Here is an 11,889-nt window from a genome sequence, read left to right as displayed (position 1 = left end):
TATGATAATAGGGAAATTACCATAAAGCTACTACCTTCCATAATCCTTAGGCGGTAATATAGACCATATGGGCATCTTACACCTGTTTCAAGCAACTCACGCCGGAAAACAGAAAATATAAAGAGAACAATTGCATGGAAGACATTTTTAAAAAAGTCGGCATCATCGGTAAATACGGTGATCCCCGTGTATCTGCTGAGTTGCAAAGTCTGTGCGAATTCCTGGAATCCAGGGACCGCCAGATTGTTGTGGACAATATCACCTCCGAGAATATCGCCGAACTGAGCCGGTACCAGTCACTGACACGGCGGGAACTGGGCGAAAGTGTCGATTTGTGTATTGTCGTGGGCGGTGACGGCACTCTGCTCAATGCGGCCCGCAGTTTAGTGAATTATGACGTCCCCCTCTTGGGCTTCAATTTGGGTCGCCTGGGTTTTCTAACCGATATTTCCCCTGACGATATGCAAGCGGAAATGACTGCGGTCTTTTCCGGAGAATTTATCGAGGAACCTCGCGGTTTGCTGCATACCTGCATTTACCGTCATGGCGAACTGATCAACCAAAGTTGCGCTTTTAACGATGTGGTGGTGCACAAATGGAATGGCGCCCGCATGCTGGAATACGAGACCTTCATCGACGGCCAGTTTATCAACTCGACCCGTTCCGATGGCTTAATTGTCTCCACGCCCACCGGATCCACCGGCTATGCCCTCTCCGGCGGCGGCCCCATTTTACACCCTTGTTTGCACGCCATATTATTGGTACCGATTTGCCCCCACACCATGACTTACCGACCCATAGTGGTATACGCCGATAGTGAAATCGAAATCATTGTCAAGGATTGCAATCAAGCGGAGGCACAGGTAACCTGTGATGGGCAAATAAATTTGGGTTTGCAAGCGGAAGACCGCATTGTGATTTCCAAGCACAAACATTTAATCCGTCTTATTCATCCCAAAAGTTACGATTATTATTCTATTCTGCGTGCCAAGTTGCATTGGGCCAAACGCTTATAAGCAGCAAACCAACTAACATTCAGTTAACTGGAATACGTACAATACATTCAAAAGATACAACACGACATACGACAGACTTACGATATAAATAATAGAAATTATGCTCAGCCATATCCTTATACGCAACTTCACTCTGGTGGATCAGTTGGAACTGGACCTATGCCATGGCATGACGGTATTAACCGGAGAAACGGGCGCCGGTAAATCCCTGTTACTGGATGCATTGAACCTGGCCCTGGGTGGTCGCGCCGACACCGGCATGATACGCAACGGCGCCGAACGCGCGGAAATATTCCTAAGCATCGAAGTCGCCAGTCTCAAAGACTTAGAAACATGGCTGCAGGAAAACGAACTGGATGACGGCACAGACTGCGTAATCCGCCGCACCATCAGCTCGGACGGTCGCTCTAAGGGGTATATCAACGGTTACCCCGTGCCCATGCAAACCTTAAAACAGTTGGGCGATATGCTGGTGGATATACACGGTCAGCATGCGCACCAGTCATTAATGAAAAAGGACAACCAACGCCAGACGCTGGATGACTTCGCCGGCCACAATGCGCTGGTGCAAGAGGTAGAGAGACTCTACAAACAGTGGCGTTCCCTGACCCAACAACAGGAAGAATTGGAAAAAAGTCGGGAAGAACGCAATGCCCGCATCGATTTACTCACCTATCAAACAGAAGAGCTGGAACAGCTCAATTTGCAGGAAGGCGAGCTGGAAAACCTGGAACTGGAACACTCACGCCTGGCCAATCTCAACCAGATTCGCGAAGGCGTGGAAAAAACGCTGTATGAGTTGAAAGATGCCGACCAGGGAGCTTTATCCAGCGAATTGAACCGCTGTGTTAACTCCCTGGAACACTTGCAAAGCTACGATCCGGTGCTGGAAGAGAGCGTCAAAATGCTCACGGATGCCGCCATACAACTGTCCGAGGCGGTCAATGAGTTGAGCCACTACGCCAACAGCCTGACCCTGGACCCGCAACGATTGGAGCAATTGGACGAACGCCTGGGGCTGATCCACGACTTATCGCGCAAACACCGAATCAAACCCGAAGAGCTGCCCGACTTCACCGAGCGAATGAAAGATGAATTGGATGAACTGCAACAAGTGCAGCAGCAAACCAATAATCTGGACGCGCAAATCGACCAATCGGCACGAACCTACGCCGAATACGCAAAAAAACTCTCTGCCAACCGCGCAAAATTTGCCGCCCAATTACAAAAACGGGTCACGGAAAATATGCAGTTATTGGGCATGAAACACGGTCGTTTTCAGGTGGACCTGCAAGCTTTGGACGATTTTAGCGCCGGGGGTATGGAGCGTGTCGAATTTCTGGTGAATACCAACCCCGGACAGGTTTTCAAACCCATGACCAAAGTCGCCTCCGGAGGAGAATTATCCCGCATCAGCCTGGCACTACAGGTCATTATTGCGGACAAAGGGCGTATCCCCACTTTGATATTTGACGAAGTGGATGTAGGTATCGGTGGCGGAATAGCTGAAATAGTGGGGCGTTTACTGCGGCGATTGAGCGAAACTCGTCAGGTCTTGTGTATTACGCATCAACCGCAAGTGGCGGCATTGGGACAACAACATTTGTTTGTGAGTAAAGCCAGCAGTAAAAACAGCACCAACTCCACCGTCACCAATCTGGAAGGCGAGCAGCGGATTAATGAAATCGCCCGTATGTTGGGCGGCCTGGAAATCACACAACAAACGCTGAAACACGCACAGGAAATGATTCAAAGCGGTCAGTCCACACCCAGACTGGAAAAACCACTTTAGTGTTTAGATAAAGGCAAGAAAAAGTAAAACGCACTGCAAAACGTCTATTGGCAATCCTTACAAATGCCATAGATACACAATGTGTGATCGGTAATGGTGTATCCCGCTTCCGCGGCGATGACTTTTTGTCGCTCTTCAATTAATTGATCCACAAATTCGTCCACACGACCACATTTCACACACAGGATATGGTCGTGGTGGTTACCCTGATTCAGTTCATAGACCGAATTTCCACCCTCAAAATGATGCCGATTCACCAAGCCTGCTGATTCAAACTGGGTTAACACCCGGTATACCGTAGCAACACCCACATCGTCTCCGGATTCCAACAACTGCTTGTAGACATCCTCGGCGCTCATATGAGGGTTTTCTGCCGCCTCCAGAATTTCCAGAATCTTGATCCTGGGGGTGGTTGCCTTTAAACCCGCATCACGCAGTTCTTTACTGGCCAAAAATGTGTCCCTCTAGTCATGTCGAAAGTCATGTCAAAGCAACTTATTATCGGTTAAAATTGCCGTCCATAACCACCGCTAATTTTGTCCGGTTATTGTGAAGACAGTTATTGTTAGCGTTTCGCTCTAACTTTTGTTCATACTTTTGTTTTTATAATTTTGTTTTCAGAAATTCTCGATCCAAGGCAGATGCATGTTTAAAACCGTATTATCTTTGCTAATTGTTACCATTTTCAGTGCCTGTACCGCCCACCGTGTGGACGTCCAACAAGGCAATGTCCTGACCAAAGAAACCATGGACAAGGTCAAAATTGGTATGAGCGAACGCCAGATCAAAGCCCTGCTGGGAACCCCCTTGATTACGGATCCCTTTCGCAAAAATCGTTGGGACTTCGTCTATCGCATGAAACACGGTGAGACTCAAGAAGTCCAGTACAGCTATGTAACACTGTTTTTTAGTGACGCCAAACTGAGTGAAATCAAAGTCCACCAAGAACCCCTGGCTGAGAAAGACCTGAAAACACCCGGATTGGGAACCCGTTCTTTGTTTTCTAATCATTAGAGTTTGATGTATTTAAGCGTCTAAGTAACTTAACCGCCGCCTTTGCGCATTTTCTTACCCGCCGCTGCACGCTGCTTGCGCACCTCTTTAGGATCAGCAATCAGGGGCCGGTAGATCTCTACCCGGTCCTTGTCCCGCAGCACCTGATCTTTTTTGGTAATTTTGCTGAAAATACCGACTTTGGCTGAATCAACGTCAATTTCCGGAAAGTCCACTAAAATGCCGGACAGCTCCAGCGCTTCTTGTACGGTGGTACCCTGATTAACCGCCAGGGTCTTGATCACTTGCACTTCCGGTTTGGCATAGGCCACTTCCACCGTAATCAAGGCAACGTCATCGTCTGTGTCTTGAACTTTCACATCAGCGTCAATGTTATTTTGACCATCCGGGGTATTGGAAATTGACATCAAGAAGCTCCATGCAGTGCATCGGCACGTTTGCAAAAACTATCCACCAGGGTATTGGCAATCTGACTGAATACTTTGCCCACGGCCAAGCCCAACAATTTGTTGGAAAACTCGTATTCCAAATCCAATGAGACCTTACAGCCCTGCTCCCCCAGCGAACTGAAGCGCCAGTAACCGTGCAAATGTTTAAACGGTCCGTCGATCAACTGCATTTCGATCATCTTACCGCATTGGCGTCGATTCAAGGTGGTAAAGGTCTTATGGATGCCGCTGTGGGCAATTTCCACACTGGCTTTGACTTCGTCCTCGTCACGACTGAGCACCTGAGAACCACCGCACCAGGGCAGAAATTCTGCATAAGCCTCAACATCGTCAACAATCTCAAACATCTGCTCTGCCGTATACGGCACCAGCGCACTTTTACTGATGGATGGCATCTACCGCTTGCTCTCTTTGTTAATAAACAAGGTCTAAATAAACGTGCTTAAAAACACAATGATCACCGCTACCGGCGTTACAAAACGTACCAGAAACAGCCACAACTTAAACATTGGACCGTCACCCATGCCCAGTTCGTTCATGGTGGATCCCCGTTTCATAACCCAGGCTGCAAACAGGGCAATAAACAAACCGCCCAAGGGCAACATGATGCTGGAGGTGAGTATGTCCAGCATATCGAACAACCCTTCGGTTTTCTTGGCCCCGGCGAAACTAAACTCAAAAGCCCAGATGTTAAAGGAAAACACCGTGATCAATCCCAAAGACCAAGTGGCCACTCCGGCAATAGTGGCGGATTTCAGGCGGCTCATGCCCTTATTCTCCACCAACCAGGCCACGGCGGGCTCGATAAGAGAAATGGACGAAGACCAAGCCGCGAAAACCAGCAGCACAAAAAACACGGTGCCGAAAAACGTACCGCCCGGCATTTGTCCAAAAGCGATGGGTAAGGTGGCAAAAATCAGCCCCGGCCCGGCACCCGGTTCCAGGTTGTTGGCAAAGACAATGGGAAATATGGCCATACCCGCCAGTAAGGCCACCAAGGTATCTGCCAGCGCCACAAAAAAGGAAGTCTGCGCAATAGACGCATTATGCGGCATATAAGACCCGTAGATCATTATGGCACCCATACCCAGGCTCAGAGTAAAGAACGCATGACCCATGGCCGTAAGCACTGACCCCCAGGTGAGTTTGCCAAAATCCGGTTGAAACAAAAACTGCAGTCCGGTACTGAATTCGCCGGTGTTCATGGCGTAACCCACCATGATAATCAGCAACACAAATAAGGCAGGCATAAGCAGCCGCACCGCCTGCTCCAAACCTCGTTGAACCCCTCGGGCCACTACGGCCATAGTCATAAACATAAACAAGGTATGCCAAAACAACAAGCGCCAGGGGTCGGAGACCAATCCACCAAACATTTTACCGACGGCTTCAGCCGACTGGCCTTTAAAAGTACCTGAGCCGGTTTCCAATACATAGGACAAAGCCCAACCGGCAATAACACTGTAATAAGATAAAATCAGAAAACCGGCGACGACACCACTCCACCCCAGCAAAGACCACATCCCACTGCGCCCTTCCTCCTGCGCCAGCGCTTTCATAGTGTTAATGGGGCTTTGGCGGCCACGGCGACCTAACAAGACTTCGGCCATCATAATGGGTATGCCGATGGCGGCTATACAGATAAGATACACTAATACAAAAGCGCCACCGCCATTCTCACCGGTGATATAGGGGAACTTCCAAATATTGCCCAGTCCAACCGCCGAACCCGTTGCTGCCAAAATAAAAATCCATCGATTCGACCATTCGCCATGCATTGATTTTTTTTGTTCAGACATAGAGATCCCTCAAATCTTCATTTAGTGCGCATTATTTAGTGCGCATTGTTAACCAAATTTACCTTGCATACAACCGGATCCCGGGATTAAACCTGGCCAGTGGTCCATTCGGTAAATAAGGTAACATTCAGCCGCAACACAAACGTTCTTTGCAAGTCAGTGGAGCCTCTGAATTTACCTTATTTACCGTATGGGACCACTAAATAGTGCAAAAGACTTGGCAAATTACAGCGCTTAACTGTTATTCCTATTTTCAACAGTTGTATAATAGTGCTGCAAAATATTTTAAGGACAAGCATCCAATCCCATGGCCAAGAAAAAACCCAAAGTCAGCGATAACACCATCGCCCTGAATAAAAAAGCCCGCCACGACTTTTTCATCGAAGAAAAAATGGAAGCCGGAATGGCACTGGAAGGCTGGGAAGTGAAAAGCGCTCGCGAAGGCCGGGTGCAGCTGCGTGATGCTCATGTTTTCATCAAAAACGGGGAAGCCTGGGTCTCCAATACCCTCATCACCCCTCTGCCTACCGCATCCACGCACATTAGTCCACAGCAAAATCGTATTCGTAAGTTATTGTTACATAAGCAAGAAATTAATCGCTTAGTGGGTGCTGTGGAACGTAAAGGTTACACCCTGGTGCCCCTCGCCATGTATTGGAAAAACGGTCGCGCGAAATTGGAAATCGGCCTGGCCAAGGGTAAACAGATGCACGACAAGCGCGCTACGGAGAAAGACCGTGACTGGCAACGCCAAAGGCAACGTATTCTCAAGTCTGGCTAGCTTTGGGGTCGATATTGATATTGGGGTCAGAGCACAGATTTTTCTAATATTAGGAAAATCTGTGCTCTGACCCCAATTAACTCTGGTATCGAACTTTTTATTGCCGTAGACTGTCCAACTTCGTAACTCAAGCTTTTACTACCTGGGGGCGACCTGGCTTCGACGTGGGTCATGAAACCTGAGGTGCATGCCGAGGCGCAGAGGACCTCGTTAATCCAGCTGCAAACCTTATAGTTGCCAACGACGACAACTACGCACTAGCTGCTTAATAACCAGCTTTAGTGCCCTCAGCCTGATGTGTGCTTGTGCGCTCAGATCACTGGGGTCGACCTACACAAGATCGCGATGAAGCACGTCCGGGGTGGATTCGTTAAACTCTTTCCGGAATCGTCGTAAGTTTTCCCTGCCAGTCGGGTAATTTACGGTTAAACTAATAGACTGAATAAGCATGTAGAGCCAACGGCGGAGGATTTGCGGACGCGGGTTCGATTCCCGCCGCCTCCACCAATTCACCTATATAAATCAACCAGTTACGTCCTACAATTGGTTGAATACCCCTCACATATCCCCCAATTTACCCTATGTTTTGGCCAGATTATGGACACGGCCATTACGGTGTGAATTATTTGTGAATCACACACCATGGACACGGGGGCGGGTGTGATATGACCAAGCCGAGACGTAAGGATATGCCCAGCTGGGCGCGCTGGAGGGCTCAGGACGGCGACGGTACCTGGCATTGGTTCGAGTGTCAACCACGATATAATAAGCGACTAAAGACCTGGACTACTCGCCGGGGCGAAGTGATGAGAGCCACCCCACCCAAGGCCGGTGAGTAGTGGTTGCGATCTGGGAGTGCGGCGGGACAGTTTCAACGACTTGCTATGAGCAGCGAATGGATGTCACCAGCACAGCAACCGCCCCACCCTTCGACGCGCTTCGACGAATTTATGTCGATATACCAGCAACCCCAGCCAAGCCAGCAAAGCCCCCGCCCGAAATCAATCACCCCACCGTGTTTCGCTACGTGTACCCGGTGGCCTTTACTCCCGCCTTTTGTCCGGGGAATCGTGATCCGCCCCAATGCCTATTACCCGATTGATAATAGATAAATATAGGGCGGTTATTGTTCCGCCCTATATTCCAGCCACCCAGTAGCCCAACCCCCAAAACTAAGAGATAATAGAGCCATGCACCCAACCCTAACCCTCCTACACACCCTCACCAAAACCACCGGCTCCCCCGACTCTATCGCCGAGGCCATGGGCTGGGACCGCAGCACACTATTCCGCCAGATTCGCAAAGCTGACGAGCAATTTTCTGTTAAAATTTCCTGGTCCAAAGATAAAAATAAATATGTGATTGATAATTGGGGAGTTTTTTCTAAAAAGAAAGTTATTGAAGTGGTTGACAGTCGCACTAATTGCGACTAATATTAACACATACAGTAAATAAACTGTAACCCTCCGGGGGGATTCCCGGCTCAAAAGGAGACATCATGAACATCATTTATAAATCCGCAGAACACCCCATTTCGATCGTACTTGACGATGATGATTACGCTTTACAGTTTGAATTCAATGGCAAAAACTACACAACAGACATGCCGGCTAGTAGCGTTGACTTAATCTTGGCATCACTCGAGCAAGGCGACGATAGCGAAGAAACAGAAGATTTGTATAGAACTATTGTCGAGTGGGCTGTCGACGATTTGAAAGCCGCTTTTCCCGGCGTTGTTTACAGTTACTCACACGAACGAAGCGAATTAACCGGCAGAGCATCCACTCCGGAAGAGCAGCGAGACGCACAAAACAAGGTTGCATATAGAGACTTGATAAACTCTGGATTATCTCACGACGAAATTTTTCAATTGCTCAACTAAATTATATCAGCCCCGCACACGCGGGGCTTTGGAGGAATCATGCACACAGAGACTCAAATAGCGAATCAAATCGAGGGGCGTATTTTAATTGATATTCATTTCCCGGATTGTGTTTGCGAGTACGGGCTAATAAGTCAAGACAGTCGATACTGGATTGAGCAGCGGATGATGGGTGAATCGTATGGGTCAAGGGAGGTATCAAAAGAAACTTACAACACGATACTGTCACTGACAACAGACAGAGAGTTTTACAACACAGATCCTCTGGTAATTAAAACGGATCTTGACGCTAAAGAGTTTTTCGGTAACTACTTTAAATACCTGCCGCAAGGCAGTTAAGGAATATTAACTATTGTTAATCTATTTAACTGCCGAATAGGCAGAATAGGCCAGCAGAATGACATATAGAATCTACATACGACATCAAGAGCAACGGGTCAGTGACAAAACGGTTACTGACGATTCGGAAATAGCATCTGCCGCGTTTTTTAAGCTCGTAGCTAACAACGTTGGACTTGAGGCGGCTGCAGTGAAGTCGCATAACGGGCGAAGTGAGCAATACATAAGGCTTGATAAAGAGTTTCATCGGTGTATTCGTTGCGACTATTACGGGCCATTTGTCGACAACCAGGAGTGCTGCCCAGCTTGCCGCTGTGTGCAGTGAATAGGAGATTGTGATGCACTTAGTCCCACCATGCACGTACAACCCCGACCACCCCGACAATCAAACCATCAACGCTGTCGATCCAAAATATTCGGCTGTGTTTAATTCGGAAGAACAGGCGGTTTGGTTTTTCGATGACGGGAAATTGATAACCGGCAAGCATGCAACTCAGCTACTTTGGGCGTCAATTGAGTTTGAGCACTGGATAAAACGTTATAGGGACGGGGTAGCGGATGAGTTGATGCATTTGTGAAAATCCCAATATCCCTAGAGCTGGCCAGAAAGATCGAAGCCCTACCGCCTGACCACCAAGAATGGGTTATCAAAGACGCCCTCAAAAAGTGCGTCCAGAGGATGGTATTTGGCGAACCAGGACTGGAGCCGGTAGGTTTGTTGGAGTCGCCACACCTTGATGACAAACCACAACCGGCTATCCAAAACCGTAATCCCACCCGCCGCCCTTTCAGTCAAAATTACCTCAATCTGAAACCAAAGAATAAGGCACCCTATCGCAATCGTTAAGAGTCCGATGAGTTGCATGACTTACTCAAATGCAGCGCGACTATTGCGCCGAGGATGGCACCGAAAACGAACGACGGGATTATGGATTCTAGGAGTAGGCCGGTCATTTCCTAAAGCTCCCAAGGATTTGCCCTAATGCTGATTCCGGCTTTTGTCCTGCTAATACTTGCTTGTCGTGGGATCGCTTGTAAGCCGTCACACCCACCACGCTAAGCCCTACCGCCCATTGAGTTGACAGCGCACCGATCATGGTGCCCAGGGCCGTGATAATGTCACCGGAGTTCTCAGGCCGCGCAATGATGGCATACAGCACACCGACAACAATTAACAGGGTTTGCATGGTCCACGTAAACGCCATGACATAGCCAAACGTCGGACGCCATCGCCGGGTGAATTTATCGGCGCTGGCCGCCTCTGCTCGCATTGTTGCGTTGACGGTTTCCAACTGCTTGGATTCATTTGCCAGCACTATACGCTGCAGCTCGGTAGCGTTGTTGCTTTCGATCTCGCGCAATTTCAGAGCGGCTTGCGGGTCTGCCTGGATGGCCTTTTGAATGGCGTCCGGGTTGTTGTCGACACCGAAAGCAGAGGCTATTAATCCGCCTAAGGCCGTGCCTGCAGGACCAAGCGCGCTACCCAGTAAAGGCGCAAACCCAGCTACCGTTTTACCTACTGCACTCCAGTCCATCTAACACCTCCACCGTATCTGCAATACATGCTCACCACCATCGACAACCAAGCTCCGAAACGTCTCCATGGACGCCTTGGAGCTGGTCACCCCTAACTTACCGTTGATGTAAGTCAACTCCCGACCGATAGCAATACACCCCTGCACCTGATCGGGATAGTTTGCCGCGTGAATCAAACAGGCAAAGCGGTCCGTGGATTCCTTGCGGTCTCGTTCAAACATATAAACATCATGCTCGGGATTGACCATTGCCAGGGTGCGGCCATACTTAGGCGAGTTATACGGCTGCAGGATATAGCCGCCCACCGGGATACATGATACAAACGGCATATTGTCACACCACTCGCGCTCTGCCGTTTTAAACCGTCTGCCGGCAACATGTAATTCGCCAAAGGTGCCGATACCCGGGAGTGATCCGTAGCGTTCAAGAGTGAGGTTCACAATATATCCTCAACAACATTCTTGGTTACACTCTCCGGCAGCCCGTAAAGCTTTTTGATTCGTTCCGCGTATTTCATGCTGGACATAAACGGATTCTCGGTAAATTTTGATTGCTTCCGATATGCAAAAACCTCAATCCAATACCGATAAATAGGAACCCTTGTTAATACCGGATGTGCCAACATACACAGCGGTAACGACTCAACCGGTGCGCCTAAGCCGACCATGAGCGCCAAGAAAAAGAACGACACAAAATAGAATTGTTTGCAGTGGACCAGCTCGTGCTCAATCAATCCCTCGTCGTGCTCGTAGCCTTGGCGAATCAGAACAAACAGGCCGTAGCTTACTCCGGCTTGCCAATCGTGTTTGAGGGAGTGAACTATAAAAACGGGAACCGGTATGAATCCGAAAATGAATTTTAACATGACCGCGCCTCAGTAGGGTTGATACTCCTACTATAGACTATTTGGTCTTTGACACGATGGCGACGGCATTAACAAGATGATCATACATTGCATAACCGATACTGGATAACAGGACTATGACGCCCCACCCGAGCACTTGACGCCTTACCGCTTCCCAGGAAATTAGAGGACACCCATATTAATGTAATATTATAGACAAAACCAACATCCCTTTTTCCAAGAAAGGAAACCGGGGTCACTCTAACCCCGGTTTTGGTAATTTCTATAACATGGCTGTCCTTTATTGCTTCTGTCGGCTTCGCCGAAATAGCTGGTGATGCTGTTGGCGGCGCCGTCGGTGAGGCTGTTTTGGCGTCCGTATTGGTCGTAGCCGATTTGGGTGATTTTGGCTTCTTCATCGCTGATTTGGTTGAGCT

18 protein-coding genes and 1 other RNA gene are annotated in these 11,889 nt (G+C 48.8%); 11 read left to right on the top strand and 8 right to left on the bottom strand.

The window, feature by feature from the left end:
* Positions 1-134: 134 nt before the first annotated feature.
* Positions 135-1,016, top strand: a complete 882-nt coding sequence (locus tag OEY58_20205; GenBank protein ID MDH5327785.1) for an NAD(+) kinase — start codon at positions 135-137, stop codon at positions 1,014-1,016.
* Between the two features lie 100 nt (positions 1,017-1,116).
* Complete coding sequence (recN, locus tag OEY58_20200) at positions 1,117-2,808, top strand: DNA repair protein RecN (GenBank protein ID MDH5327784.1); 1,692 nt, start codon at positions 1,117-1,119, stop codon at positions 2,806-2,808.
* A gap of 44 nt (positions 2,809-2,852) precedes the next feature.
* On the opposite strand, the gene fur is transcribed toward recN, so the two are convergent.
* On the bottom strand, positions 2,853-3,260 hold the full coding sequence (gene fur / locus OEY58_20195; protein MDH5327783.1) for a ferric iron uptake transcriptional regulator: 408 nt from the start codon (positions 3,258-3,260) through the stop codon (positions 2,853-2,855).
* 193 nt (positions 3,261-3,453) lie between these two features.
* Between fur and OEY58_20190 the strand changes: the two genes are divergently transcribed.
* Positions 3,454-3,822: an outer membrane protein assembly factor BamE gene (locus tag OEY58_20190; protein ID MDH5327782.1), complete on the top strand. Its 369-nt coding sequence runs from the start codon at positions 3,454-3,456 to the stop codon at positions 3,820-3,822.
* 29 nt (positions 3,823-3,851) lie between these two features.
* Here OEY58_20190 and OEY58_20185 read toward each other — a convergent pair whose 3' ends face one another.
* The 3 genes from OEY58_20185 to OEY58_20175 all read right to left on the bottom strand — a co-directional run bounded on the left by OEY58_20185 (position 3,852) and on the right by OEY58_20175 (position 6,070).
* A complete protein-coding gene (locus tag OEY58_20185; GenBank protein ID MDH5327781.1) occupies positions 3,852-4,148 on the bottom strand; it encodes an RnfH family protein in 297 nt (98 codons plus the stop codon).
* A gap of 80 nt (positions 4,149-4,228) precedes the next feature.
* Complete coding sequence (locus tag OEY58_20180) at positions 4,229-4,666, bottom strand: type II toxin-antitoxin system RatA family toxin (protein ID MDH5327780.1); 438 nt, start codon at positions 4,664-4,666, stop codon at positions 4,229-4,231.
* A 33-nt stretch (positions 4,667-4,699) separates the two neighbouring features.
* Positions 4,700-6,070, bottom strand: a complete 1,371-nt coding sequence (locus OEY58_20175; protein MDH5327779.1) for a sodium-dependent transporter — start codon at positions 6,068-6,070, stop codon at positions 4,700-4,702.
* A gap of 307 nt (positions 6,071-6,377) precedes the next feature.
* On the opposite strand from OEY58_20175, the gene smpB reads away from it, so the two are divergent.
* The 6 genes from smpB (at position 6,378) to OEY58_20145 (ending at position 9,072) form a co-directional block, all read left to right on the top strand.
* Complete coding sequence (gene smpB / locus OEY58_20170; protein MDH5327778.1) at positions 6,378-6,851, top strand: SsrA-binding protein SmpB; 474 nt, start codon at positions 6,378-6,380, stop codon at positions 6,849-6,851.
* A gap of 144 nt (positions 6,852-6,995) precedes the next feature.
* Positions 6,996-7,358, top strand: a transfer-messenger RNA (tmRNA) gene (ssrA, locus tag OEY58_20165).
* Between the two features lie 158 nt (positions 7,359-7,516).
* Entirely contained in the window at positions 7,517-7,690 is a 174-nt protein-coding gene (locus OEY58_20160) for a hypothetical protein (GenBank protein ID MDH5327777.1), read from the top strand.
* A gap of 351 nt (positions 7,691-8,041) precedes the next feature.
* Positions 8,042-8,284 (top strand): hypothetical protein, encoded by a 243-nt coding sequence (locus OEY58_20155; protein MDH5327776.1) that lies wholly within the window; start codon positions 8,042-8,044, stop codon positions 8,282-8,284.
* A gap of 65 nt (positions 8,285-8,349) precedes the next feature.
* Positions 8,350-8,733, top strand: coding sequence for a hypothetical protein (locus OEY58_20150; protein ID MDH5327775.1), 384 nt, complete (start codon positions 8,350-8,352; stop codon positions 8,731-8,733).
* Between the two features lie 39 nt (positions 8,734-8,772).
* Positions 8,773-9,072 carry a hypothetical protein gene (locus OEY58_20145; GenBank protein MDH5327774.1) on the top strand — a complete coding sequence of 100 codons (300 nt, stop codon included), beginning with the start codon at positions 8,773-8,775 and terminating at the stop codon, positions 9,070-9,072.
* 161 nt (positions 9,073-9,233) lie between these two features.
* On the opposite strand, the gene OEY58_20140 is transcribed toward OEY58_20145, so the two are convergent.
* A complete protein-coding gene (locus OEY58_20140) occupies positions 9,234-9,416 on the bottom strand; it encodes a hypothetical protein (protein ID MDH5327773.1) in 183 nt (60 codons plus the stop codon).
* Between OEY58_20140 and OEY58_20135 the strand changes: the two genes are divergently transcribed.
* Complete coding sequence (locus OEY58_20135) at positions 9,411-9,650, top strand: hypothetical protein (GenBank protein MDH5327772.1); 240 nt, start codon at positions 9,411-9,413, stop codon at positions 9,648-9,650. The two genes, OEY58_20140 and OEY58_20135, sit on opposite strands and share 6 nt — an antisense overlap.
* Entirely contained in the window at positions 9,647-9,919 is a 273-nt protein-coding gene (locus OEY58_20130; GenBank protein ID MDH5327771.1) for a hypothetical protein, read from the top strand. Before OEY58_20135 ends, OEY58_20130 begins: the two co-directional genes overlap by 4 nt.
* Before the next feature lie 103 nt (positions 9,920-10,022).
* On the opposite strand, the gene OEY58_20125 is transcribed toward OEY58_20130, so the two are convergent.
* The 3 genes from OEY58_20125 to OEY58_20115 are packed head-to-tail and all read right to left on the bottom strand — an operon-like array spanning position 10,023 to position 11,473.
* Positions 10,023-10,607, bottom strand: coding sequence for a holin family protein (locus OEY58_20125; protein MDH5327770.1), 585 nt, complete (start codon positions 10,605-10,607; stop codon positions 10,023-10,025).
* A complete protein-coding gene (locus OEY58_20120) occupies positions 10,608-11,048 on the bottom strand; it encodes a DUF5675 family protein (protein ID MDH5327769.1) in 441 nt (146 codons plus the stop codon).
* Positions 11,045-11,473 carry a hypothetical protein gene (locus OEY58_20115; protein ID MDH5327768.1) on the bottom strand — a complete coding sequence of 143 codons (429 nt, stop codon included), beginning with the start codon at positions 11,471-11,473 and terminating at the stop codon, positions 11,045-11,047. The genes OEY58_20120 and OEY58_20115 overlap by 4 nt, the downstream gene beginning before the upstream one ends.
* Positions 11,474-11,889 lie beyond the last annotated feature (416 nt).

This window comes from Gammaproteobacteria bacterium, assembly GCA_029882975.1.
GTDB lineage: Bacteria > Pseudomonadota > Gammaproteobacteria > SZUA-152 > SZUA-152 > JAJDNG01.
The sequence above is the reverse complement of the archived record's forward strand: the minus strand, read 5'-3'. Positions and strand labels throughout refer to the sequence as shown.